Annotated in this window: 20 protein-coding genes and 1 pseudogene; 3 read left to right on the top strand and 18 right to left on the bottom strand. The window is 65.8% G+C overall.

Features of this window, described 5'->3' with window-relative positions:
• Nucleotides 1-4: 4 nt before the first annotated feature.
• From benD to pcaD, 6 genes are all read right to left on the bottom strand, one after another.
• Nucleotides 5-808 carry a benzoate diol dehydrogenase BenD gene (benD, locus tag BIWAKO_RS00445; RefSeq protein ID WP_069882038.1) on the bottom strand — a complete coding sequence of 268 codons (804 nt, stop codon included), beginning with the start codon at nt 806-808 and terminating at the stop codon, nt 5-7.
• 99 nt (nt 809-907) lie between these two features.
• Nucleotides 908-1,837: a dioxygenase family protein gene (locus BIWAKO_RS00440; RefSeq protein ID WP_069876833.1), complete on the bottom strand. Its 930-nt coding sequence runs from the start codon at nt 1,835-1,837 to the stop codon at nt 908-910.
• Between the two features lie 58 nt (nt 1,838-1,895).
• Nucleotides 1,896-2,186, bottom strand: a complete 291-nt coding sequence (catC, locus tag BIWAKO_RS00435; protein ID WP_069876831.1) for a muconolactone Delta-isomerase — start codon at nt 2,184-2,186, stop codon at nt 1,896-1,898.
• Between the two features lie 5 nt (nt 2,187-2,191).
• Nucleotides 2,192-3,364: a muconate/chloromuconate family cycloisomerase gene (locus BIWAKO_RS00430; protein ID WP_069876830.1), complete on the bottom strand. Its 1,173-nt coding sequence runs from the start codon at nt 3,362-3,364 to the stop codon at nt 2,192-2,194.
• A 225-nt stretch (nt 3,365-3,589) separates the two neighbouring features.
• Entirely contained in the window at nt 3,590-4,954 is a 1,365-nt protein-coding gene (locus BIWAKO_RS00425) for an MFS transporter (RefSeq protein WP_201788600.1), read from the bottom strand.
• A gap of 9 nt (nt 4,955-4,963) precedes the next feature.
• Nucleotides 4,964-5,773, bottom strand: coding sequence for a 3-oxoadipate enol-lactonase (gene pcaD, locus BIWAKO_RS00420; RefSeq protein WP_069876828.1), 810 nt, complete (start codon nt 5,771-5,773; stop codon nt 4,964-4,966).
• Nucleotides 5,774-6,154: 381 nt separating this feature from the next.
• Between pcaD and BIWAKO_RS00415 the strand changes: the two genes are divergently transcribed.
• Nucleotides 6,155-7,033, top strand: a complete 879-nt coding sequence (locus tag BIWAKO_RS00415; RefSeq protein ID WP_069876826.1) for a LysR family transcriptional regulator — start codon at nt 6,155-6,157, stop codon at nt 7,031-7,033.
• A gap of 111 nt (nt 7,034-7,144) precedes the next feature.
• On the opposite strand, the gene BIWAKO_RS00410 is transcribed toward BIWAKO_RS00415, so the two are convergent.
• From BIWAKO_RS00410 to BIWAKO_RS00385, 6 genes are all read right to left on the bottom strand, one after another.
• A complete protein-coding gene (locus tag BIWAKO_RS00410) occupies nt 7,145-7,933 on the bottom strand; it encodes an ABC transporter permease (protein ID WP_069876824.1) in 789 nt (262 codons plus the stop codon).
• Nucleotides 7,930-8,793, bottom strand: a complete 864-nt coding sequence (locus BIWAKO_RS00405; protein ID WP_244523327.1) for an ABC transporter permease — start codon at nt 8,791-8,793, stop codon at nt 7,930-7,932. The genes BIWAKO_RS00410 and BIWAKO_RS00405 overlap by 4 nt, the downstream gene beginning before the upstream one ends.
• Nucleotides 8,794-8,894: 101 nt before the next feature.
• Nucleotides 8,895-9,902 carry an ABC transporter substrate-binding protein gene (locus BIWAKO_RS00400; protein WP_176733452.1) on the bottom strand — a complete coding sequence of 336 codons (1,008 nt, stop codon included), beginning with the start codon at nt 9,900-9,902 and terminating at the stop codon, nt 8,895-8,897.
• Between the two features lie 89 nt (nt 9,903-9,991).
• A complete protein-coding gene (locus tag BIWAKO_RS00395) occupies nt 9,992-11,305 on the bottom strand; it encodes an NAD(P)/FAD-dependent oxidoreductase (protein ID WP_069876821.1) in 1,314 nt (437 codons plus the stop codon).
• A gap of 6 nt (nt 11,306-11,311) precedes the next feature.
• Nucleotides 11,312-12,013 carry an HAD-IA family hydrolase gene (locus tag BIWAKO_RS00390; RefSeq protein WP_069876819.1) on the bottom strand — a complete coding sequence of 234 codons (702 nt, stop codon included), beginning with the start codon at nt 12,011-12,013 and terminating at the stop codon, nt 11,312-11,314.
• Nucleotides 12,014-12,054: 41 nt separating this feature from the next.
• Nucleotides 12,055-13,137, bottom strand: coding sequence for an ABC transporter ATP-binding protein (locus tag BIWAKO_RS00385; RefSeq protein WP_069882035.1), 1,083 nt, complete (start codon nt 13,135-13,137; stop codon nt 12,055-12,057).
• A 231-nt stretch (nt 13,138-13,368) separates the two neighbouring features.
• On the opposite strand from BIWAKO_RS00385, the gene BIWAKO_RS00380 reads away from it, so the two are divergent.
• Both BIWAKO_RS00380 and BIWAKO_RS00375 read left to right on the top strand, forming a co-directional pair.
• Nucleotides 13,369-14,313, top strand: coding sequence for a LysR family transcriptional regulator (locus tag BIWAKO_RS00380; protein ID WP_069876817.1), 945 nt, complete (start codon nt 13,369-13,371; stop codon nt 14,311-14,313).
• A 358-nt stretch (nt 14,314-14,671) separates the two neighbouring features.
• On the top strand, nt 14,672-15,400 hold the full coding sequence (locus BIWAKO_RS00375; protein ID WP_074471489.1) for an MOSC domain-containing protein: 729 nt from the start codon (nt 14,672-14,674) through the stop codon (nt 15,398-15,400).
• A 70-nt stretch (nt 15,401-15,470) separates the two neighbouring features.
• Here the strand turns inward: BIWAKO_RS00375 and BIWAKO_RS00370 are convergent, their stop codons facing one another.
• From BIWAKO_RS00370 to BIWAKO_RS00345, 6 genes and pseudogenes are all read right to left on the bottom strand, one after another.
• A complete protein-coding gene (locus BIWAKO_RS00370; RefSeq protein WP_069876815.1) occupies nt 15,471-17,468 on the bottom strand; it encodes a hydantoinase B/oxoprolinase family protein in 1,998 nt (665 codons plus the stop codon).
• Nucleotides 17,469-17,470: 2 nt separating this feature from the next.
• Entirely contained in the window at nt 17,471-19,519 is a 2,049-nt protein-coding gene (locus BIWAKO_RS00365; protein WP_084652103.1) for a hydantoinase/oxoprolinase family protein, read from the bottom strand.
• A 91-nt stretch (nt 19,520-19,610) separates the two neighbouring features.
• Complete coding sequence (locus BIWAKO_RS00360) at nt 19,611-20,522, bottom strand: LysR family transcriptional regulator (protein ID WP_069876814.1); 912 nt, start codon at nt 20,520-20,522, stop codon at nt 19,611-19,613.
• A 225-nt stretch (nt 20,523-20,747) separates the two neighbouring features.
• On the bottom strand, nt 20,748-22,142 hold the full coding sequence (locus tag BIWAKO_RS00355; protein WP_069876812.1) for an AtzE family amidohydrolase: 1,395 nt from the start codon (nt 22,140-22,142) through the stop codon (nt 20,748-20,750).
• The gene (locus BIWAKO_RS00350; protein WP_069876810.1) at nt 22,139-22,363 is read right to left on the bottom strand and encodes a DUF4089 domain-containing protein; all 225 of its coding nucleotides are present in this window, start codon (nt 22,361-22,363) and stop codon (nt 22,139-22,141) included. Before BIWAKO_RS00350 ends, BIWAKO_RS00355 begins: the two co-directional genes overlap by 4 nt.
• Nucleotides 22,360-23,981, bottom strand: a pseudogene (locus BIWAKO_RS00345) (regulator). Before BIWAKO_RS00345 ends, BIWAKO_RS00350 begins: the two are co-directional and overlap by 4 nt.
• Nucleotides 23,982-23,983: the final 2 nt, after the last annotated feature.

Raw genomic sequence — 23,983 nt, 5'->3', positions numbered from 1 at the left:
TCTGTCATCCCTGGTCGCCGCCGCCGGCCGGAAGCACGGTTCCGTTGATATAGGAGGCATCGTCGGAGGCCAGGAACAGGATGGCGGCGGCGATCTCGCCGAGCTCTCCGTAGCGGCCGAGATGCGAGGCCCTGAGCGTCTGGTCGACGACCTGCTGCATCCACTGCTTGTCGGTCTCGGTCAGCGCGTCGGTTCCCCGCGGAATCCGGCGCGGCGGAGCGGTGACCCCACCGGGGGCGACCGCATTGACGCGAATATTCGTGCCCGCGAGTTCGAAGGCGAGCGCAGCGGTCAGCGCGTTCACGCCGCCCTTGGCCGCGGAATAGGGAATGCGGTTGATGCCCTTGGTCGCAATCGAGGAGACGTTGACGATCGCGCCCCGGCCCTGTTCCAGCATGATCGGCAGCACGGTGCGGCAGCCCCACAAGGTCGGAAACAACGAACGGTTGATCTCGGCGACGATCTGGTTCTCGTCGAATTCCTGGAAAGGCCGCATCCAGATCGCGCCGCCGACATTGGTCACCAGCACGTCGATGGCGCCGTGGCTTTCCTTCGCCCGGGCCATCACCCGCTCATTCCCGGCGAAGGTTTCGAGATCCTCCTCCAGGGCGACGACGCGTCCCGGCCCGTAAGCCGCGGTGATCTCCTCTGCGACCTCCTGGATGATGGCCGAGCGATCGACGATCGTCAGCCTTGCCCCTTCGGCGGCCGCATCCAGCGCCACCTGCTTGCCGACGCCCTGCGCCGCGCCGGTGACGACGAGGCTGCGGCCTTCGAACCGGAGGCCGCGCGTGGATGGCTGGGACATGGTCATCTCCGGGAAAATGCCGCCATGAGGGCGGGGACTGGACGGTTGCGCACCGTCTCCGGTCAGGCCGGCGGGCGAAAGCCCGCCGGGGGGAGGGCCTCAGCCGGCGGTGACGTGCGCGCGGCTGACCTGCGTCTGCGGCACGCCTTCGCGCTCCTTGGTCAGCACGATGTCGAAGGTCGTGCGGGCGAAGGGGCGGTTCAGCCCGGCATTGCGGATCGCGTCCGCGTCGACGACGCGGTCCAGCGTGACGACGAGTTCGTCCCGCGTGCCGAAGGCGAAGTCCGTGTAGAGGTATTTGTCGCCGGTGAAGTTGAACTGCGTCGTCAGCTGGCGGTGACCCGGCGCCGAGATGAAGTAGTGGACATGGGCCGGGCGTTCCGCATGCCGGCCGAGCGCGGTCATCAGCTGGCGTGTCGCGCTTTCCGGCGGGCAGCCATAGCCGTTGGGCACGATCGTGCGGGCGCGATAGCGGCCCTGCTCATCGGTCTCGATGCGACGGCGCAGGTTGTAGGGCGCCTGCTCGCCATCGATGAAGGAATAGCCGCCCTTCGAATTGGCGTGCCAGAGGTCGACGATCGCGCCGGCGATCGGCTTGCCGTCCTCATCCGTGACCTGGCCTTCGATGATGAAGATCTCGCCCGGGTCGGTGCCGTCATCCATGCGGGCCTCGCCCTTGGAGAGCGGCGCGCCGGGCACATAGAGCGGACCTTCGATGGTGCGCATCGTGCCGCCCTTGAGGCCGGCAAGGCGTTCGGCCTCGTCGAGCCGCAGGTCGAGGAAATGCTCGAGCACGATGCCGGGAACGAGCAGGCCGAGCTCGTCATTCTTCGCCGCCCTGCCGATGAAGGCGACCGCTGCCCAGAATTCGTCCATCGAGACGTCGCACTCGTCGATCACCTGCATGATCCGGTAGAGCAACTGGGCCGTGACGGCCTTGGTGCGCGGGTCGCCCTTGTCATTGTCCATCCCGGCCGCGCGCGCAGCGAGATCCTTCTTGTCCTCGTCGGAGATCAGGTTGGTGGGCATGGCGGTTCCTCGTGTTTTGATGATTGGCGGCCATTTCCATGGCCGCAGCCGTTGTTTGTCAGCGGTCGTTGTCGTGCACGGATGAGGGATGGCGGCAGAGCGCCGTGACCTTCACGTCCATGTAGGGGAAGAGGGGCAGTTCGGAGAGGATGTCGTGCAGGGCCTGCGGGCTCTCGACATCGAAGATGCTGGTGTTGGCATAGCGCCCGGCGTGACGCCAGAGATGGCGCCAGAGCCCGACCCGCTGCAGCTCCTGTGCGCGCGCCCGCTCGCTCGCCTTCAGTGCGGTCGCCGTCTCGACCGGCAGGTCGGGCGGAATCCGGACATCCATTTCAACCTGGAACAGCATGGTTCTTACAATCCCGTCTTGGCGCGTGGCAGCACATGGACCGAGCGCTCGGTGCGGTCGCGCCGGAAGCGGGCCAATTGTGCTTCGGACACTGTTACGCCGAGCCCCGGCGCCGTCGGCACGGTGAGGCCGAAATCGGCATAATCGAGTGGTGTTTCCAGGATCTCCTCGGTCAGCAGCAGTGGGCCGAAGAGTTCCGTTCCCCATTCCAGCTTGCCGATGGTCGAGAAGAGATGGGCCGAGGCCGCGGTGCCGATGCCACCTTCCAGCATGGTCCCGCCATAGAGCCCGATGCCGGCGGCTTCCGCGATCGCGGCCACCTTGGCTGCGGCGAAGAGCCCGCCGGATTGTTCGATCTTCAGCGCGAACACGTCGGCGCCCGCCTGGGCGGCGATCGCGAAGGCGGTTTCGGGACCGTTCAGGGCCTCGTCCGCCATGATCGCAACCGGCGTCTCGCGGGCCAGCCGGGCGAGCGCGCCGAGATTGCGGAAGGCGACAGGCTGTTCGATGAGCTCGACACCGGCAGCCGCCAGCGCCGGCAGCATCGCCGACGCGGTGGCTTCCGACCAGGCCTGGTTGATGTCGACCCGCACGGAGGCGCGGTCGCCGAGCGCGCGCTTGATCGCAGCGACATGGGCGACATTGGCGCCGGGATCACCCTTGCCGATCTTGAGCTTGAAGATGTTGTGGCGGCGGCGTGCCAGCATCTCCTCGGCTTCGGCGATGTCGCGCTCGGTGTCGCCGCTGGCCAGCGTCCAGGCCACGGGCAGCCGGTCATGCTGGCGGCCGCCGAGCAGTTCGGAGATCGGCAGGCCGACACGCTGGCCGAGCGCATCGAGCAGGGCCGTCTCGACGGCGCATTTGGCGAAATGATTGCCCTGGACTGAAGCTGCGATGGTCGCCATCGTCCGGGCGATGCGGCTTGCGTCGCTGGCGAGCAGGATCGGCGCGAAATAGGTATCGATCGCGAGCTTCATGCCCTCCGGGCTCTCGGGACCATAGGCCAGGCCGCCGATCGTGGTGCCTTCGCCGATTCCGACCAGGCCGTCCGACATGTGCAGCCGCACGATCATCAGGGTCTGGCGATGCATCGTCGTCATCGCCAGCTGGTGCGGACGGATGGTCGGCAGATCGACCAGAATCGTCTCGACCTGTTGAATCCGCGGTCCTTCAGACACGTTTCGCTCCCATATTCATTGCAGCAAAGGCTAGGGCGCGCCCTTCCCGGGGAACAGGATCGATTGGGTGTATTTTGATACCCGAGGGGTATGGAGCCCCGTGAGGGCGGCCTTCACCACCGGCTTTCATCCGCCACGAAAAAGGGGCCGCGACCTGCCCCTCGGCGGTCGCGGCCCCTGGTTGTTCCTGCGGCTTCGCCTAGGCCGGGCGCAGCCGCATGGGCCTTACCGGGTCGCCGGAGCGGCGGACACGGGAGCAGCGAGGGCGGCGCCGACTGCCGGCCGAACCATCAGCGTCGCCAGCGCCGCGATCACCAGCGGAATGGCAAGCGTCATGAAGTAGCCGGACGGACCGGCACCGGTCAGCAGCGTGCCGCCGATCGCGGAGCCGATGATCGCCCCCGAGCGACCGACGCCGATGCCCCAGCCCGTGGCGGTTGCGCGCAGCTGGGTCGGGTAGGTGTTCGAGATCAGGTAGTTCAGCACGAGCTGCTGGCCGCCGATGCCGAAGCCGGCGAGCGCGATGAGGGAGAAGACCAGCGGCCAGCGGTCGCCCGCGAAGCCAAGCCCGAGCGCAACCGCGATCCCGACGGCGAACATGCCGATCAGGAGCTTTCGCGGGTCGACCTTCGGCAGGAAGGACGAAAGCGGCAGGGCCATGAGGATGAAGGCGGCGTTGACGACGACGGTGCCATAGGCGGCCTGGGCCTTTTCCAGGCCGAGCGTGGTGAGCGCGGTCGGCAGCCAGAGCAGCAGCAGGAACCAGGCGATCCAGTTGAACAGGTAGATGGCGGAGATCGCGATGGTGGCGCGGCGATAGCCCGCCTCGAACAGGCCGGCGATGGAGCCGCCATGGACGACCTTGCCGGCGCTGACGAGGCGGACCTGGTCGGGGATCGGCTGGCCGGTCATCTGCCGGAGCAGGCGGCGCGCCTCGTCCTGCTTGTCGTTCTGCTTGCGCGAGACGAGATAGGCGGGCGATTCCGGCAGCAGGAAATAGGTGATGACCATCAGGCCGAGCGGCAGGATGCCGCCGACGAGGAAAATTCCGCGCCAGCCCAGGATCGGCAGCCAGCTCGCCGCGATCAGGCCGCCGAGCATGGCGCCGGCCGGCAGGCCGAGCAGCACGCCGGTGATCATCGTGCCGCGCCGGGAAGCGGGGCTGTACTCACCCGCCAGCGCCAGAAGCGAGGGCGTCGCCCCGCCCATGCCGAGGCCGATCAGGAAGCGCAGCACGATGATCTGCGTCGGCGAGGTGGCGTAGGCGCCCATCAGGGAGAACACCCCGAACAGGAAGATGGCGATCAGGATCGCCTTGCGCCGGCCGTAGCGGTCGCCGAAGCTGCCGAGGCCGATCGCGCCGAGCGTCATGCCGATCGTGCTGGCGGTGATGACCCAGGTCAGGTCGGCGGCCTTCATGCCGAAATCCTGCGCGATCGCAGGTCCGATGAAGGCGATCGACTGGGTGTCGAAGCCGTCGAGCAGGGCGATGACGAAGCAGAGTGCGACGACGGCCCATCGGCGGCCCGTCATCGAGCCTGCATCGATGATGTCCTTGATGTCTTGCGTGCGGGCGGGTGGACTGGACATGGGCGCTCCTCAGATTTGTGATTTTTGTGGGTATGAACGGGCGAGATCGCGCCGCAGCTCGGCTGCGACGCGCTCGGCCTGCTCGATGGCGAGCAGATGGGCTGCGGGCGAGAGCATGACGAGGCGCGAGCCGGCGATGCCGGAATGCAGGGCCTCCGCCATCGCGAGCGGCGTGGCGGGGTCCTCGCGGCCGGCGATCACGGTCGTCGGAGCGTTCACGCGAGGCAGCAGCGGGCGCAGATCCATCCGGCCGATCGCCTCGCAGCAGGCGGCGTAGCCGTCCCGGTCGATGGCGGCGAATTCGCTGGCCACCGCGTCCGTGGCGCTGCGATGGGCGTCGCGGAAGCCCGGCGTGAACCAGCGCTGCATCGTGGCTGCGAGGATCGCCTGCGTGCCGTCGCGCCTCACCAGCCCGGCACGCTCCTCCCAGGCCTCGCGCGTCGGCATATAGGCCGTCGTCGCCATCAGGGTCAGGCCGGCAAGGCGCGCCGGGTGCCGCGCGGCAAAGGCCTGGCCGATCATCCCGCCAAGCGAGAGGCCGGCGACATGGGCGCGCGTCAGGTCGAGATGATCGAGCAGGGCTGCGAGATCATCGGCAAGATCGGCGATCTCGAAGGGCGAGGGGCCGTGGTTCGAGCCGCCATGGCCGCGGGTGTCGTAACGCACGCAGCGATATTCGGCCGAGAGTTCGCTTGCGATGGCGTCCCACATCCGATGCGTGGTGCCGAGCGAATTGGAGAAGACCAGCGCCGGCGCGGAGCCCGGACCGGTGACCGTGTAGAACAGGCGCAGGCCCGGTCCGGTTTCGAGATAGGGCATGGTCAGGCCCGCCGGCTTCGGCCGCGGCGCCCCGACAGGACAGCCGGCGCGCGTTTCGCAAGCCGCGCTGGCGCGGGCCGCAACGGTTCGGTCTCAGACATGGCTCTCCGGCGGCTCTGACGGCCAGCTCAGGTTCGCGGCGGAGCATCCTTCTCCTGCGCGAACGCTTCTTCCCTGCTTGTCAGGCTAGGCAGGCATAGTGTCGCTGGACAGGATCGTTTTGGTGTAAATTAATACCCCTACGGTATGGAAGCCCGGCTTCCCTGCCGATGCGGCGCGGAAGCCGGGCATTCGCCCGCGAGCATGTGACAACCGCCATGATGGCGGTCTCCGGGATGCAGCCGCACTGCATCGATCGGAGAGCGGGAGGAGCAGGCAGCGATGGATCTGCGTCATCTGCGCTATTTCACGACCGTCGCCGCGGAGGGCTCGTTCAGCCGCGCCGCCGAGAAGCTCCATATCGCCCAGCCGCCGCTGAGCCGGCAGATCCAGCAGCTGGAGGAGGAGCTTGGCGTGCGCCTGCTTGATCGCGGCCGGCCGATCACGATGACCGAGGCCGGGCGCTATCTCTACGAGCAGGGGCAACAGGTGCTGCAGCGCGTCGAGGAGATGAGCGCCATGACGACGCGCATCGGCAAGCGTCTCGTGCTGCAGTTCAATGTCGGCTTCGTCGCCTCGACGCTCTACGACACGCTGCCGCAATTGATCCGCGATTTTCGCATCCTGGTGCCGGATGTCGAGGTGCAACTCCTCGAGATGACGACGCTGGAGCAGATCTCCGCCTTGAAGGACGGTCGCATCGATGTCGGCTTCGGGCGTCTGCGCTTCGATGACGACATGCTGGTGCGCAAGGTGCTGCGCGAGGAGGGATTATGCGTGGCGCTCGGCGGAGCCCATGCGCTGCTGGCAAGCGGCCGGAAGCCGAAGCTGGCCGATCTCGAGACGGAGCCGTTGATCCTGTACCCGAAGGCGCCTCGGCCGAGCTATGCCGATCAGGTCCTGTCCTTCTACCGCGAGGCCGGGGTCAGGCCGCGCATCGGTATGGAGGTCCGGGACGTGCAGACCGCGCTCGGCCTTGTGGCCTCGGGCGTCGGGATTTGCGTCGTGCCGGCCTCGGTCCGGCGCTTCGGCCGCGACGATGTCCAGTTCCTCGATCTCGATGAGAGATTCACCAGCCCGATCATCCTCAGCTATCGCCGGAACGACACCTCGGCCTTGCTGCAGCAGATCATCGGGCTGGCGGGCAGGGGAACGCCCTGATCGCGATGTCTGAGGCGACTTGCCTGCCGTCGACCGGCTTGTGGGCGGGGCCGTCGATTTTGCTGCGTCCGCAATCTGAAATCCTGCGGCAATTGCCGGAAGCGCCTCGTCCTAAGTGGCCGTTCGCTTCTGGCCGCTCATCGCCAGCAGCACGAGCAGGAAGGACGCCGCCGTCAGCAAGGTCGAGATCGAGGCTATGGTCGGGTCGATTTCGTCGCGCAGTGCGGTGAACATTCGCTTCGTCAGTGTCTGGTATCGACCACCCGAGATGAACAGCGCGATGATGGTCTCGTCGATCGCCGATATGAAGGCGAAGATGCCGCCGGCGAAGACGCTGGCCTTGATCTGCGGCAGCGTCACCGTGAGGAAGGCGCGCAGACGGTTCATGCCGAGACTGCGCGCGACCATCTCCTGCGTCGGGTCGAAGCTCTGCAACCCTGCCACGACCGAGGTGATCACGTAGGGCAGGCCGAGCATGACGTTGGCCAGGACGAGCCCGGTCAATGTCGAGATCAAGCCGACCTTGGCGTAGATGAAGAAGATGCCGATCGCGATGATGATGATCGGCACGATCAGCGGCAGCATCAGCATCAAATGCAGGGCCCGCATCAACCGGCCGTTACCATTGCTGATGGCGTAGGCCGCCGCCGTTCCCAGCGGCGTGGCGATCAATACGGTCAGGGCCCCGATCATCAGGCTGATGCGCGTCGCCTGCATCCAGTTCGGATTGCCGAAATACTCGGCGTACCAGCGCAGGGAGAAGGAGGGCGGGGGGAAGGTGAGGAAGCGCGTGCCGGAGAACGACATCGGCACGATAATCAGCAGCGGCAGGATCAGGTAGATCAGGACCAGAGCCACGAAAGCTCCGAAGAGGATGCGCGGAAGGAGGGGCTGTTTCATTTCTGCCCCAGCATCTTGTCGAGCGGGATGATCCGCCCGACGGCCATGAAGATCGCCAGCACGCAGACGAGCAGCACCACGCCGACCGCGCTTGCTGCACCCCACTGGTTGTAGAGTTCGACATTCCGGCTCACGACCATCGAAATCATGATGGTGCGCCCGCCACCCAACAGTTCGGGCGTGATGTAGAAGCCGAGCGTCAGGACAAAGACCAGTGTCACGCCCGCGATGACGCCTGGCAGCGACAATGGCAGAAAGATGCGCAGGAAACTGTGAAGTGGCCCCCCGCCCAGGCTCGCGCCGGCAAGCATGAGTTCGCGGGGGATTTTCTGCATGGTGGAATAGAGCGGTAGCACCATGAAGGGCAGCAGGATGTGGACGGTCGCGATCACCGTGCCGAGTTCGTTATGGACCAGTGCGAGCGGCTCGCTGATCAGTCCTAAGCGCTCCAGAACCTGATTGGCGACGCCCGTGCGCTGCAGCAGGACGAGCCAGGCATAGGCGCGCACCAGAACGCTGGTCCAGAACGGCAGGATCACGAAGCTCAGGATCAGCACGTCCCAGGGCCGCCTGACATGAGCCGCAGCATACGCGACGGGATAGCCCAGGATCAGCGTCAGTACCGTGACCATCAGTGCGATTCGGAAGGTCAGGATGAAGCTGCGCCAGTAGACGTCCTCGCTGAAGATCCGGCGATAGTTCTCCAGTGTGAAGCCGTTGTCGTAGAAGGACTGGCCCATCAGCCAGCCCACAGGCAGCACGACGAGCGCCACGATCACGATCACGGCCGGCGAGGCGAGCAGGAGCATGAGCCCCTGTTCGCGGCGCCGGTAGCGGTCGGAGGGGTCGATGACGCTCATCCTGTCTCTCCCGTCAGGCTCGGGCTTGCCCCGAGCATCTCCTCCAAGGGATTCTCGGGTCCGCCTTGGGCGCGACCCGAGCCCGATGCCGTGTGGCGAGGCTACTTCTGGGCGAAGGAGAGCCAGCGCTTTTCGGCCGCTTCGCCTGCGGCCGAGGTCCACCAGGCATACGACATCAGGGCCTGTACCTTGGCGTTATCGGGCGCGCTCGGCAGTTCCTTGACGCGCGCCTCGGGGATGACCTTGGTGTCGTAGGCCTTGGGATTGGCCGGTCCATAATCGATATGCAGCGGGAGGTTGGCCTGATGCACCGGGTCGACCGCCTCGTTCAGGAATTTGATCGCGGTCGGCAAGTTCGGTGCGCCCTTCAGCACGCATAGCGAAGTGCTTTGCAGGATGCCCTGGTTATAGGTGTAGGCGACCTTTGCGCCTTCCTTGGCAAGCGCGCTGATGCGGCCGTTCCAGGCCATCACCATGTCGACCTCGCCGTCATTCAGGAGCTGGGCCGATTGCGCGCCCGACGTCCACCAGACGGTGATGTGGGGCTTGATCTCCTCGAGCTTCTTGAACGCGCGATCGACATCGAGCGGGTAGAGCTTGTCGGGCGCGACCCCGTCCGCCATCAGCGCGGCTTCCAGCGTGGCGAGGGGGTGATTGCGCAGCGAGCGGCGGCCGGGAAACTTCTTCACGTCCCAGAAATCTGCCCAGGTCTTGGGGGCCGACGCCGCGTCGGGGAATTTCTTCAGGTTGTAGCCCATCACGCTGGAATAGAATTCATAGGCGACCGAGTAGTCGCTGCGATACTCCGCGGGCATTGCGGCGGCGTTGGGAATCTTGCTGAAATCAAGCTTCTCGACGATGCCCTGCTCGCCACCGCGCAGGCAGAAATTGGTAGCGACGTCGACGACGTCCCAGGTCGGCTTACCCGTCGCGACCTGCGAGCGCATGATCGGCCAGGCGTCTGGAACGCTGTCTTGATTGACGGTGATGCCAAGCTTCTTGGCGGCGGGGTCGAGGATCGCCACGGTCTGCGCCTTCTGATAGGCGCCTCCCTGCGAAACGAAGAGTATCTCCTCGGCAAAGGCCGGCATGGAGCCGATCAGTGCCATCGAGAGGGCTGCGGCCGTGCCCGCAAGCCGGGTCTTCCCATATCGCTCAGCCATGGTCTGGTCCCCTTTTGTTGGATCGGATCTTCGAGCTACCGTCCGATCGCGTCTAGAAACTGGTACCAGCCGGCGACCATGCGCACGGCTGGCTCCCGAAGCGGATAGAAGGGCACGTGCCGCATGCGGGCGGCGTCGAGCAGGCCGACATCCGGCGTCTCGCCGCGCGCGTAGGCCGCAAGATAGCGCCCCATCAGGCTTGCCATCGCGACCCCGGCGCCGTTGTAGCCCATCGCGAAAAGCACGCGATCATCGGCGCGCCCGACATGCGGCACCGAATCCAGCGTCATCGCAACGAGCCCGGACCAGCGATAGGCCAGCGGCACGTCGGCCAGCTGCGGAAAAATTCCAACCATTGCCTTGTGCAGGGCGCGGAACGCAGCCGGAGAGTCCTTCTTGCCGAAGGCGCCGCGCCCGCCGAAGACGACCCGGTCGTCGACCATGCGGAACCAGCGCATCATGCGTTTGGTCTCGGTGTAGGTCCGGCGCGTCGGCATCACGCTTGCGGCAAGATTGGGTGAAAGCGGGTCGGTTGCGATGATCGCGCTGCGGAACGGAATCAGCGTCGTGCGGTAGTAGGCCGTTGCCGCCGTGAGATCGGAATAGCTGTTGGTCGCGACGATCGCCTGGCGGGCACGAACCGTGCCCTGCGGGGTTTCCACCAGAATGCCGTCGCCTTCCCGGCGCAGTCCCAGCGCCGGCGTATCGGCATAGATGTAGATACCGCGGTCAAGCAGGCCATTGGCGAGACCGCGGAGATAGTTCAGCGGATGGATGCCGCCGGAACCGGCATTGAGCACGCCGCCAACAAAACCGGCTGATCCGGTCTCTTCGCGCACCTGATCGGCGTCGAGCACCGACATGGTCGTGTCGCCGAGCTCGGAGCGCAGCCATTCAGCTTCCCTGACGGCGTAGTTCAGCGTCTCCTGGTTATGCGCGGCCTTGACCTGGCCAGAGCGCGTCAGCGCGGCATCGGCAATGTCGAATGCCTCCACCAGCTCGGCAACGATGTCGGTTGCTTCATGGGCGATCTCGTACATCCGCCGCGCCATCGCCTTGCCATGTGCAGCGGCGATCGCCGGGAAGGGCAATCGGAACTTGGCGGTGATGACGCCGCCATTGCGGCCGCTGGCGCCCCAGCCGGGCTGGTTGGCCTCGATCACGATCGGATTGAGGCCGCTCTTGGCCAGGTGATGCGCTGCCGAGAGCCCGGTATAGCCAGCACCGATGATTGCGACATCGGCCTGCTTGTCTCCATGCAGGACGGGCAGGGAGCGCAGGTCGTTGGCCGTCGCCCGCCAGAGCGAAGGGGCGGCCTCCAGGGATTGCCAGGCGGCGGCGTTGCTCACGTTGGATCACGCCCTCTCTGCTTCGACAGCGTCGGCGAGCGCCTTCAGCGTGGCGAAGTGGTAGTCCGGCTTGGTGACCTCCACGGTCGGGCTGCCGCCAAAACCCTTCTGGCCCTGGCGCCGCTCGATCCAGCACGTGGTGTAACCGAGCGATTTGGCGACGCCGATGTCGTGATACTGGCTCTGGGCCACATGCAGGATCTCTTCCTGCTTGAAACCGAAGGCCGACTGCCGCCCGCGATTGAACGCAAAGAACAGCGGATCGGGCTTTGGGTGGATGGCCTCGTCAGCGGTCACGCTGTCGTGGAACGGGTTTCCCAGTGCCTGCGAATAGAATGCGAAGGTCGGGCGGTCGGCATTGGTCATGGCCACCAGCCGAAAATGCTTGCGAAGCCGCACCAGGGCCTCGACGGAATCCGGGAAGGCCGGGTGGCGCAGGATCGCGTGCTGGAAGGCATCGGCGGCGGCGTCATCATGCGGCAAGCCGAGTTCCTTCGCGAGATGGATGTAGACGCGGCCCATCACCTCGCTCGAGCGCTCGTAATTGAGCTCGCGGCCCCTGAGATACGGCCCGAAGATATCGTCGTCCGAGAGCTTGGCGGCGGCTGCGCCGCCGATCCTGCGCACCGCGTTGAGGATGCCGGTCTCGAAATCGATCAGCGTGCCGACGACATCGAATGTGAGAACCTTGAAATCACGGAGCGCCATGGTGTCGACTTCTCTTGAAAGGGGCGGGGAGGGCCGAGCGATCAACCGCCTTTGGGTACGATGATCGTGTCTTGGGGGTGCAGGCTGACCTGGATGCGCTCGCCGATCGGCGGAATCCGGCGGGCGGCCTCGTAGTGACTGGGCTGGCGCAGGCTGAGCGTTGCGCCGCCGTCGATCCTCAGGAAAACGCGCAGGCTCTCGCCCTGAAAGACGATGTCGGTCACCTCAGCCGAAAAACTGTTGCGCTCGGGCGCGTCCGTTGGACCTGCGACGAGCAGCTTCTCTGTCTGGATCGCCAGCAGCAGATCGCCGGCGGGCGGAATCTTGCGGCTTGTCGCGAGCACGGTGCCAGCCAATGACACATGCTGGCCATCGACCCGCTCAACCGGCAGCAGGGCAGCTTCCCCGATGAAGCTCGCCACGAAGGCATTGCTTGGGTGGTCGTGCAGGCGGGTTGGCGCGTCGATCTGGACGAGCTTGCCGTCTTTCAGAATGGCGACGCGGTCGCTCATCGTCAGCGCTTCGCGCTGGTCGTGCGTCACGTAGATGATGGTTGCGCCGAGCCGCTTGTGCAGTTGGCGCAGCTCGATCTGCATGCTCTCGCGCAGCTGCTTGTCCAGCGCCGAGAGCGGTTCATCCATCAAGATCAGCCGCGGCTCGAAGATCATGGCCCGGGCAAGCGCGACGCGCTGACGCTGTCCGCCGGAAAGCTGGGCGATGCCGCGCTCCTCATAGCCAGCGAGATCGACCATCGCGAGCGCGCTTCGAACCCGCTCCGCATAGGTTGATTTTGGCAGCCGCCGCGCCCGAAGCGGAAAGGCGACATTCTCGCCGACGCTCATATGCGGAAACAGCGCGTAATTCTGGAAGACGATGCCGATATCGCGCTTGTGCGGCGGCGTGAAGGTGACATCGCGCCCGCCGAAATGGATCGAGCCGCCCGAAGGCTGGATGAAGCCGCCCAGGATCCCCAGCAGCGTCGTCTTGCCGGAGCCGGACGGGCCGAGCAGCGAGACGAATTCCTGCGGTGCGATGTCGAGCGATACGCCGTCCAGGGCCCGCACCGATCCGTAGATCTTGCTTGCGGACCGGATCTCGACGCGCTCGCCACCGGATTCTGCCATCGTGCTCTCCCGTGAGGAATACAGCGGCTGTTGGTGCGTCCCGGCAAAGACCGATTTCGGATCGAGCCATAAGGCGATCTTATGCCCGGCATCCAGGTCCGGCACTTGCCGTCAGGCAACGCAGCCCTCTCCGGGGCCATCGCTGCGAAGCTGCATTTCACGTCGCTATAAGAGTAATTTTGGCCGACAGCGGCAATTGCCAAATAATCAGCCTGATCATAACCTGATGTAATGTCAGAGCTGCGCCGCATGGTGTCGTCGAGCAATGCGCTCTTCGTGTTCGAGGCAGCCGCGCGCAGCGGTAGTTTTACGCGCGCAGCCGACGAGCTGAACGTCACCCAGCCGGCGGTCAGTCGCATGCTGTCGCGGCTCGAGGGACACCTGGGCGTGAAGCTGTTCGAGCGCGGCGGCAAGGGCGCGGTACTGACCAGGGAAGGGGAGGTGCTGCACCGCCGTGTGGCGGACGGTTTCCGCAGCATCGAGATCGGGTTGCGTGAAATCGAGCAACTCCGCGATGGCAAGGAGGCCGTGACGCTTTCGGTCTCCTCCGCCTTTACAACCCATTGGCTGATGCCGCGCATGGACCGCTTTCAGCGGCATTTTCCGGCCGTCGACCTGCGCTTTCAGATGATCGCCGGCTCCCTGCGCGGGCCGGTCGAGAATGTCGATCTCGGCATGCGCTTCGCCGAGGCCGACGAGGGTGTTTCGGCCGAGGCTGTCATCATTCGCGAAGTCATGCTTCCGGTCTGCAGCCCCGGCTATCGGCGTGATGCCGCAACGGCATCAGACGACGGCAACACCATCATCCAGCTGACCGACAGCTCGTCGGACTGGGCGGAGCAATATCCCCCATTCGCGACCGGCCGCGGCGGCCCGGTCAAAACCTTGAATTTCTCCGACTATGCCGTCGTCGTGCAGGCTGCCCTGCTCGGGCAAGGCATCGCCTTTGGCTGGACCACAGTCGTTTCGCACGCGTTGATCGTGGGTGCGCTCGTGCCGGCCTCGCAACGTCTGACGGTGGGCTCCCGGACCTGCGTGCTGGTCACGCCGCGCAACCGCCAGGCTCGGCCGGTCGTCCGGGAGATCCGGGAGTGGATCATCGCCGAGTTGCGTGCCGAGATCGAAGCCATCGATGCGCTCTACCCCGACATGGACCTGTTGAGGGCAAGCTATTAGGTCCCCCCGCCGGCCCGGTCTGCGACGAGAACATATGCGCCTGTCGCGGCATCCGGATCTGACCTGGAAGGCTATGCCAAACACGGCTCAGGAATCGGCAGCTTCTGCTCGGTCCGGCCGCGCCATCGGCGCCTGCACCCTGTGCCGCATGGTTTAGCATCGAACGATGGTGAAACGATCGTCCCTGCGCCGCTCGGCCCGATGCTGCGAATGGTCCGTTGGGGCGACCTTCGCGTGGCCGCAAGTTCGGATGCCGCCATCCGACGGGATTCAACAACGTGAGGAGCGGTTTCTCGATGTCACGACATTCCGACGGCACAGGGTCTGCTGACGTGCTCGATCTAGGAATGGCCCTGCCGTGACCGTGTCTGGACGCGTTTCCTCGCTTTGGCGCTATCCGGTCAGCTCGATGGCGGGCGAGCGCCTGGACGTCGCTCCGCTCGATGCATCCGGCGTCGTGGGCGATCGGCTCTGGGGCGTCGTTGACGCATCGAACGAGCGCATCGCCTCGCCCGGCCGCGAGAGGCATTTCGTCGAGGTCCCGCGAGGACACGCGCGCTGGACGTCTCAAGCCGGCGTATCCATCTCGGCCGACGGGTCGACCTGGGCGCAGCCGGACGATGCAGGCGCCGTCGAGGCCCTATCCTCCGTCTTCGGTTTTCCGGCCAACCTGAAGCCGTTCGTCGGGCGTGGGCAGGGTGGTTTTCGGCCGCGCTATGAGCATGCGCCGATCCATCTCCTGACAACCGCTGCCTTGCGAAGCCTGGAGCGCGAATTGCCAGGAAGCATCGTCGACGAGCGTCGTTTCCGGCCCAATATCGTGGTCGCGTGGCCGGACGAGCAGGAGGCGATTCCGGAGAATGCCTGGCTTGGCCGTGAAATCCGCATCGGCGATGTCGTTCTGAAGGGCAGCATCCCCTGTGGGCGGTGCGGCTTCATCACTATCGAGCAGGAGGGGCTTCCGGTCGATGTCGAGCTGTTGCGCACGGTGGTCAAGCGTCACAACCGCAACTTCGGAATCTATTGCGACATTCTGGTGCCCGGCGAGATCAGGCCGGGCGATGCCGTGACACTGGCCGGCGCCTGACCCCGGACCCGAACGGGCGTTCAAAAATCATTAGTCGGTTCAAGCCGTGCCTCCGCGATCCAGGGCGCCTCTAGGATGTCTGAAGGCGCGCGGGCTCGAGGTCCGGCACCTGAGGATAATCCCGCCGGACGCGCGCGAAGGCCGCCGTGACATCAGACTTTTGCCCAGCGGGCCCCGTCAGCATTGCGGCGAAGATCTTCGTCTTGGTGAAGAAGCGCCAGTGCACAGGCAAGGCGCTGAGTATCCGAGTCAGGCTTGCATAGGTCGGGGCGTCCCACACGGCCTCGAACGCGTCCCGCTCCGGTCCGAAATGGAAATGCGTGCCATGCGCGAGCGCCGCCATCGCCCTCCGGCGCGCGGTTGTCCCGGCCGGATCGACGGCGCCATCCGCGATGACCACGCCATAAAGGGAGGCCGCTGCCTCTGCGCTGACATAGCCCCGCGCCACATCCAGCATCACGCGCTCCGGCTCGCGCTCGAGCGCCGAGCCACGTCCGCCTCCACCTGGTGAATGGATATGGATGACGTCGCCCGGTTCGGCGATGGCGATGTCGATATTGCCGAGGATGCGCTCATTGGCGGCGCCCGGGTTGATCAGGAAGTTCGACGGCTCCGATGCGCGCCCGCCGAGCGTGCCCCAGGGCCGGAAGCGCGAACGATCGCGGTTGCGCACCGTGATGCGGGTGTTGGGTGCAAACACCTTGAACTCCATCACGGTCGCAAGCCCCCCACGCCAACGGCCGGCGCCTCCCGAATCCGGCAACAGCCCGTAGCGGACGAACTGGATCGGAACCTCGGTCTCTGTGATCTCGATCGGCGTATTCTTGAGATAGGCGCTGTCGGCGCCCGAGCCGTTCGGGCCATCGCGATGGGGCATGCCGCCGCCTCCACCCACGACCGGATTGATCGCGGCGATGACGCTGCGATGCGTGTGCTCATCGGTGGTCATCACGTTGACGATCGAGCTCGATCCGGCCGGAGCTGCCGGCATGCGCTCGGGCATGGCAAGGCTGAAAGCGCCGAAGATCAGGCTGCGAAGCCGCGCGCATGTCAGGCTCCGCATGCCTACCGCCGCCGGGAAGACCGGGTTCAGCACCGTGCCCTCGGGTGCGATGCACGTGAAGGGCCGCGTCAGGCCGGAATTGAGCAGAAGCTGCGGGTTCAGCGTGTAGAGCACATAGTAGACGCCGACGAGCAGCAGCGTGTGGCGCGGGTCGCTGCCGGTCGGGACGTTCAGCGAGGAGGTCAGCTGCGGGTCCGAGCCGGTGAAGTCGAGGGTGGCCTCGTCGCCCTTAATCGTCAGAGTCAGCGCGAGCCGGCACGGATTACCGTCGACGCCGTCCTCATCGGCGTAATCGGAGAAGAAGTAATCACCATCGGGGATCGAGCGCAGGATATCGCGGGCCTGATGCTCGGCGTAGTCCATCAAGCCTTCGAGGCCGTCCATAAAGCCCTTGGCGCCGAATTTGGTGATCATCGCCTGGATCTTGCGCTCGCCCGTGTTGAGCGCACCGGCCAGGGCCTTGAGATCGCCCATGTTCAGCTGGGGCTTGCGGACATTCATCATCATGATCCGCAGGATCTTGTCGTCAAACACGCCATCGCGGACCAGGGTCATCGGCGGGAAGCGGATACCCTCCTGGTGGATTTCGGTCAGAGAACGCGACAGGCTTGCCGGTACCGCGCCGCCCATGTCGGTGTTGTGGACATGGCCACCGACAAAACAGACGATCTCGCCCTCGTGGAAAATCGGCTTCCAGAGATGCGTGTCCGGAGCGTGGGTGGCGAGATAGCCGCTATAGGGATCATTGGTGAAGGCGATGTCGCCCGGCCGGTATTCGTCGACGAGGTCGATCGCACGGTTGTAGTTCATGCCGGGGTACCAGGTCGCGCCGAGATCCATCGGCACCGCGACGACCCGGCCGGTCTTGTCCATCAGCATGACGGTGAAATCCTCCGTCTCCTTGACGAAGGTCGAATGCGCGGTCCGGTACAGCGTGTAGGCCATGTTCTCCGCGGCGGCGCGGCAATGGTTCGCAAGAACCTGCAGGGTGACCTTGTCGACCATGATCAGGCATCCGTCCGCAAGCTGAGGTGAAGGTTGAGGCCGGCATCGACATGGCCGTCAAATCCCGACGGAATGCAGATGGTGGTATCGTCCTGCGCGACAACGGCCGGGCCGGCAAAGCGATGGCCGGGCTGCAGCGCCGAGCGGTGATAGAGCGCGACCTCGCGGCTCTCGCCGTCGAGCCAGACCGTGATCATCCTTTCCGGACGAAGCTGCGTCGCGGCCGGAGGAGCAAGCGTCAGGCTCGGCCGGGCGGTCGCGCCCGCAACGATGAGCCGCAGATTGACGATCTGCACCTCGGCGGCCTCGTCGTTGAAATCGTAGATCGCGAGATGCTGGCGATGGAACGCTGTGTTGAGCGCCGATATGTTGCCTTCGGTGATCCAGGCCTCCGAAAGCGGCACCTCGATCTCGAAGGATTGGCCGTGATAGCGCATATCGGCGGAGAGGCTTTCGATGACGGGCCCTTTGAAACCCTGCTCGCCCCTGATCCAGGCCTCGCCATCGGCTTTGAGCCGGGCCAGTGCCTCGTTGAGCCGGGGCACTGATGCCGGTTCGGACGTTGCGAAAATCGTCTGGATGAAATCGCCCTTCACATCGGCAATGAGCCCGCCGAGCGCGCTCACAACGCCCGGGCGTGGCGGCACCAATATTCTGGGAATGCCGAGTTCGCGCGCCAGAAAACAGCCCAGCATGGGCCCAGCGCCACCAAAGGGCATCAGTGTGAAGTCCCGCAGGTCGACGCCGAAGCGCGCGACGAGCTTGTTGACCTCGACGAACATCTCGGAGATCGCGACTTCGATGATCGCCTCGGCGGTCGCCTGCAGGGGATAGTCGAGGCGCACGGCGAGCTCTCCGATCACCGCCTCGGCGCGCTCGCGGTGCATGCCGATCTGATCATAGGCAATCGGCGCGTGGCCCAGGAAGCCGCAGGCCGCCATCGCGTCGGTGATGGTGGCGCGTGCGCCGCCGCGCCCATAGCAGGCCGGCCCAGGTGTCGATCCCGCGCTTTCCGGGCCGACCTTCAACACGCCGAACTGGTCGACCCAGGCGATCGAGCCGCCGCCGCTCCCGATCGAGGTCACCGAGACGCTGGGTACGAAGAGCGGGAAATCGCCAATCACCTCGCCAGTGCCGAATTGCGGCTCGCCATCGATGATCAGCGCGAGGTCCGCGCTGGTGCCACCAATGTCGAGCGTCAGCACGTTGGTGACATCGGCCTGTTCGGCAAGATAGGCCGCGCCTATGACACCTGATGCCGTACCCGATAGCAGCATGTTCACGCAGGCCGTCTTGCCTGCCTCGACATTCATGACGCCGCCATTCGATTTGGTCAGCATGGGAGCCGCCGGCACGCCGCGCGAGGCTAGTGCTGCTTCGAGCGAGGCGAGGTAGCGCGCGACGCGCGGATGCACATAGCCGTTCAGGATCGCCGTCGTCGTGCGCTCATATTCGCGGATGACCGGCCAGACTTCGCTCGATGCGAAGACGAACAGCTCCGGCGCGAGTGCCGTGATCTGCGCCTTCGCACGGGCCTCATGGACCGGATTGCGATAGGAATGCAGGAAGGAGACGATGATGCCGTCGGCTCCCTTCTTGCGGGCGCTCTCCACCGCTTTTTCAAGCGCCGCGCGATCCAGCTCCTCGACGACGGCGCCGCCGGCAAGCGTGCGCTGCGGTACGCCAAAGATCAGGTCGCGCGGGATCAGCTGTTCGGGGCGGGCACAGAACAGCGAATACATTTCCGGCATGCGCAGGCGCGCCAGTTCAATCACGTCCTCGAAGCCGGCTGTCGTGATGAGGGCGAGCCGGCTGCCCTTGCGCTGGATGATGGTGTTGATGCCGACCGTTGTGCCGTGAACGAAGGAGGTCACATCCGTTGGCGCGATGGCGTGGCGCTCGTGGAGCAGCGCCAATCCGTCCAGCAATTCCCGTCCCGGCTCGTCTGGCGTTGTCAGGACCTTGATCGTCTCGAGACGATTGGTGTCGGTCTCCAGCGCACAGAAGTCGATGAAGGTACCGCCGATATCGACACCAATACGCCAGCTCATGATCCAGACCGCCATGCAGGAGAGGGGGGCAGTCTCCGTGGCCGCGGCCGCGGCGTCCAAGATCAATTGCCGCAAACCCCATAAGTCTGGATTATGCCTTTGATGCGCCGGGCACCGTCAGGCCAAGCTCGCTGCAGGCTCTCCGGAGATGGTCACGCAGCAATTCGTGGTTGCGCGACAATGGCCGCCTGGCGCTGGTCAGAAGGCAGAGCGGAAGTGCGACAGAAGGTCGGAAGGGGCGCGTGACGAGGCCGGGAAAACTGTGCCAGGGTAACAGCCCGTCGACGATCGCGATGCCGAGCCCCTGCTGCACGAAGGCGAGCGCGATGATCGAAACGTCGATCTCGATTTCCGGCTGAAACGGGACGCCCTCGCGGCCCAGCGCATCGCGCAGCAACTGGCCCGGCAGCGACTCGGCTCGGTACGAAATCAAGGTCTCGCCGACGAGATCGGCGGCATCGATTGCGTCGCGTTGCGCCAAAGCATGACCAACAGGAAGCACACAGACGATCTGGGTATGCCCGATGATCTCGGTATCGATCAGCGGGATTGTCTGGTCGGTCATGGCGATGCCGAGCCCGGCATCGCCACGATCGATCATGACAACAATCACCTCCGCGGGCACGACGAAGGAGAGGATGCGAATATCCGCATGAGCGGCCCTGAAATGCCGTAGCGCCTCCGGTACCAGCGACAGCGAGGGCGGCGCCGAGGCGGCGAGCCGCACCACGCCGGATTTGCCGAGCCGCAAATCCTGTGCTCGTCGGCGCAGGCCGGCGAGATCGCCAAAAAGCCGGTCCACTTCGGGGAACAATTCCTCGGCCTCTGGCGTCGGAATGAGCCGTCCCTTGACGCGCTGGAACAGTTTGAGACCGAGTTCGTCCTCGGTGTGCAGGAGGATCTGGCTTAGCGCCGGCTGCGAAACGTTCAGCGCCCGTGCTGCGCTGGTGATCGTGCCGCAGCGCATGACCATCCGGAACACTTCGAGCTGTCGCGCGCGCATCAGACGTCCCTCATAATCGCAGCTTATAGGAAGCGGCGCGACTTGTGGATTGTACGGGATTGTGAGGGGTCGGCGACCGGAGTTCATGCTGGTCCCGGCGAACGAGCCTTTTCGGCGGTCCGGCTGTGGTCCTCATCCACGACGGCGGGCACTATCCCTCCGATACTGTTGCCGGCAAGCACATGGCCGCCCAGGCAACGATGTTTCCAAGGGAGCGCGCGACGATCAGGAATGATGTGCCGGCCTCGCTGTCGCGATCCCAGCCTGCGCCACGGCATGGGCTGCGCGCAGGCAAAGGTCCTCGCGCCAGGGCGGGGCGATGAGCTGCACCCCGATCGGCAGGGCGCCGGCGAAAACGGGCACGGCTGCGACAGGCAGGCCGATGCAGGAGATCGGTTGCGTGAACAGGCCGAGATTGGGCCGCAAGGCGACCGTCTCGCCCCGCAGCACCATGGTCTTGCTGCCGATTTCCGGTGCGACGCAGGGCGTGGCCGGCGCGATGATCAGGTCGACCGTGTCGAACAGCTGCATCATCTCGTCATGAAACCAGCGCCGTGCCCGCTGCGCCTGGAGATACCAGGCCGTCGGCTGCAGCGCGCCGGCGAGGAAACGGTCGCGGGTCTCCGGGTCGAAATCATCGGCACGTTGCTGCAGCCGGGCCAGATGGAAGGCCGAACTTTCGCCATTGGTGATCAGAAAGGCGGCGGCCCGGGCGATGCCCGCTCCGGCGATATCGAGCGGCCGCGCCGCACCCAGCGCCTGCGCGACCGCGGCGACGGCAGCTTCCGCATCGGGCATTCCATCGGTCGAGAAATAGCCGCCGGCGACTGCGATGCGCAGGCCGTCGACGCCCTGCTTCAGCGTCGGCAGCGTCGCCTCGGCCGCCTGGCGCGCACAGGCCGGATCCCCCGCATCATGGCCCAGCATCAGGTCATAGGCCATCGCGAGGTCGGTCACGTCCCGGGCGAAGGGGCCGAGATGGTCGAGCGAGTCGCAGAACGGAAAGCTGCGCGTGCGCGGCAGCCGGCCATAGGTCGGCTTGAGCCCGAAGACGCCGCAAAGCGAGCTTGGCACGCGAATCGACCCGTTCGTGTCCGAGCCGAGCGAGATCGGGGCGAGCCCCGCCGCCGTCGCGGCGCCTGACCCAGAGGATGAACCTCCGGCCATGCGGCTGAGGTCGTGCGGGTTGCGGCAGGGGCCGTCATGCGCGTTCTCGCCGGTGAAGTCATAGGCGTATTCGCCCATGTTCAGGCCGCCGAGCAACACGGCGCCTGCCGCCGTCAGGCGCTCGATCAGCACGGCATCGCGCGGGGCGGGCGGGCGCTCGCGGTTGATCTTCGAACCGGCCCGCGTCGGCAGGCCGGCAATGTCGAACAGGTTCTTGGCGGCGAAGGGCACGCCAGCGAGAGGGCCGAGGAGCGCGCCGGCTGCGCGGCTGGCATCGACTGCGCGCGCCTGCGCCAGCGCGCGCCCGACGGTGACGTCGGTGAAGGCATTGATCGCCGGGTTCAGGCGTTCGATCCGCTGGAGGAAGCCGGTGATGACCGCTTCCGCGGTCATCACGCCCTCCCTGATATCGGCCGCGATGCGGTGGGCCGGTGCGAAGGCATCGAAGCTCACGCAGGCTCTCCATCATGCGGGCGCCCGGCGCGGAACACGCCGGCCGGCTCGAAGCTGGCCTCGTCGAGCGGCGCGGCGAAGACGATCTCGGACATGGCCTTCGCCACCGCCAGGAATTGCAGGACGGCCGGGCGTTGCTCCTCGCTGATCTCCAGGCCGAGCGCGGGCGCCATCGCATCGCAATGGCGCGCCGCATCGAAGACGGGCTTCGGTTCGCTCATTCCGCCGGCTCCAGCTTGCCGCGCGGCTCGGTGGTCATCGTCTTCGCCGCGGTCACGACGGAGAGCGTGCGTGCGCAGAGGAAGAGGAAGCCCGCGACGATCGCGTAGGCGAGGCTGATCGAGGGCGTGACGCCGAACCCCTTGCCGATGCCGATCGCCTCGCCATGCATCAGGCCGAAATAGGTGAGGACGGCGCCCGCGGCCGCAAAGCCCGCTGCGTGCAGGAACTGCTTTTCGATGACGAAGACGGCGATTCGATGACGAAGACGGCGATGGCGCCGAGCACCAGCCCGGACAGGATCGCGCCGCCACCCATCAGTTCGAGCCCGTGATAGAGCACGCCCATACTGGCCATCTTGTCGATGCCGACAGCGGCCGCATTGGTCCCGGCCGCGCCGAGCGCTCCGTCGATCAGCACCTTGGCCCAGGCCGCGAGATGCGGCGTCAGCGCCAGAACGATGGCAGGCGCATGGCTTGCCGGCGTGGTCTGGAAGGCCTGCGCGCCGATCAGCATGCCGATATAGAGCAGGATCGGCGAGATCGCGACCAGCGGGATCAGCGCCAGCAACAGGGCAATGACGCCGAACCAGCACAGCACGATCACGATCAGCCCGGTCGCAGCGGAATAGCCGATGCGTCCGCCCATCGCCTTCCAGCCGGGATGGCCGATATAGACGGCATTGATGAACGGGTTGCCCATCAGGCAGCCGATCAGGCTGACGACGCCGTCGGCGGTCAGCACCCGCGTCGTCGGGTAATGGTCGCCGGCCGCTTCCGCGCTCTCGACATTGTCCATCGCCTCCACGAGATCGTAGATGCCGAAGGGGATCGCCGTGACGAGGATGATGCCGAGATAGGAGAAGCCGGAGAAGACATGGTCGACCGCCGGCAGCGGCAGCGAAAAACCGAAGGTCGAGAAGGCGGCGCCCAGCTTGGCGAGGCTCAGGCCCCCGACATCGAGCCCCAGCAGGGCCGAGCCCCAGGCGATGACCATGCCGAAGGCGATCGCGACCAGCCCCGCCGGGATGCCACGGGGGTAGCGCACGCCGCCGAACCAGCTGACCAGGATGATCGCGAGGCAGGTGAGGCCGATCGCCGGCGTCAGGAAGATCTCGAGTGCCGGGCGCATCGAAATGAAGGCGATCGAGACGCCGGCCAGCGTGCCGAGCAGCGCCGCGCGCGGTGTGACCTTGCGGATATAGGGCGCGATGAAGCCGCCGGCCATCAGGATGAAGCTCTGGAAGAACACCCAGACGAGCCCGGCCTCCCAGCCCTTGATCGGATCGCCGGTCATACTCGCGATCGGCAGCATGATCACGAAGGTGACGACGAACATATGCGGCACGCTGATGCCCGAGGGCAGGGCGCAGACATCGGCGCGGCCGGTTTCCCGGGCGAGCCGGTAGGCGAGCCAGGCGTAATAGCCGGTCGAGAGCAGCATCATCAGGCCAAGCGCGGGCAGGATACGGCCGAAGACGATTTCGCCGGGCATCTTCAGCACGAACTGCAGAAGCCCGGTCAGCACCAGCAGGTTGACCAGGATATTGGTGCCGAAGCCGAACAGGGCGTTCCAGTCGCCCGGCGTCCACAGGTGCGGCCTGCTTGTCGCGCTCGTCATGG

The sequence above is a fragment of the Bosea sp. BIWAKO-01 genome (assembly GCF_001748145.1).
Taxonomy (GTDB): domain Bacteria; phylum Pseudomonadota; class Alphaproteobacteria; order Rhizobiales; family Beijerinckiaceae; genus Allobosea.
The sequence above is the reverse complement of the archived record's forward strand: the minus strand, read 5'-3'. Positions and strand labels throughout refer to the sequence as shown.

Bases quoted from the DNA above. Each gene is read 5' to 3' on its own strand.
- benD (WP_069882038.1), bottom strand. From the start codon at position 808: ATGTCCCAGCCATCCACGCGCGGCCTCCGGTTCGAAGGCCGCAGCCTC.
- BIWAKO_RS00415 (WP_069876826.1), top strand. From the start codon at position 6,155: ATGGATCTGCGTCATCTGCGCTATTTCACGACCGTCGCCGCGGAGGGC.
- BIWAKO_RS00350 (WP_069876810.1), bottom strand. From the start codon at position 22,363: ATGAGCGAACCGAAGCCCGTCTTCGATGCGGCGCGCCATTGCGATGCG.
- BIWAKO_RS00360 (WP_069876814.1), bottom strand. From the start codon at position 20,522: ATGCGCGCGCGACAGCTCGAAGTGTTCCGGATGGTCATGCGCTGCGGC.
- BIWAKO_RS00390 (WP_069876819.1), bottom strand. From the start codon at position 12,013: ATGGCGCTCCGTGATTTCAAGGTTCTCACATTCGATGTCGTCGGCACG.
- BIWAKO_RS00410 (WP_069876824.1), bottom strand. From the start codon at position 7,933: ATGAAACAGCCCCTCCTTCCGCGCATCCTCTTCGGAGCTTTCGTGGCT.
- BIWAKO_RS00385 (WP_069882035.1), bottom strand. From the start codon at position 13,137: ATGGCAGAATCCGGTGGCGAGCGCGTCGAGATCCGGTCCGCAAGCAAG.
- BIWAKO_RS00365 (WP_084652103.1), bottom strand. From the start codon at position 19,519: ATGAGCTGGCGTATTGGTGTCGATATCGGCGGTACCTTCATCGACTTC.
- pcaD (WP_069876828.1), bottom strand. From the start codon at position 5,773: ATGCCCTATCTCGAAACCGGACCGGGCCTGCGCCTGTTCTACACGGTC.
- BIWAKO_RS00380 (WP_069876817.1), top strand. From the start codon at position 13,369: ATGTCAGAGCTGCGCCGCATGGTGTCGTCGAGCAATGCGCTCTTCGTG.
- BIWAKO_RS00425 (WP_201788600.1), bottom strand. From the start codon at position 4,954: ATGTCCAGTCCACCCGCCCGCACGCAAGACATCAAGGACATCATCGAT.
- catC (WP_069876831.1), bottom strand. From the start codon at position 2,186: ATGCTGTTCCAGGTTGAAATGGATGTCCGGATTCCGCCCGACCTGCCG.
- BIWAKO_RS00405 (WP_244523327.1), bottom strand. From the start codon at position 8,793: ATGAGCGTCATCGACCCCTCCGACCGCTACCGGCGCCGCGAACAGGGG.
- BIWAKO_RS00440 (WP_069876833.1), bottom strand. From the start codon at position 1,837: ATGCCCACCAACCTGATCTCCGACGAGGACAAGAAGGATCTCGCTGCG.
- BIWAKO_RS00400 (WP_176733452.1), bottom strand. From the start codon at position 9,902: ATGGCACTGATCGGCTCCATGCCGGCCTTTGCCGAGGAGATACTCTTC.
- BIWAKO_RS00370 (WP_069876815.1), bottom strand. From the start codon at position 17,468: ATGGTCGACAAGGTCACCCTGCAGGTTCTTGCGAACCATTGCCGCGCC.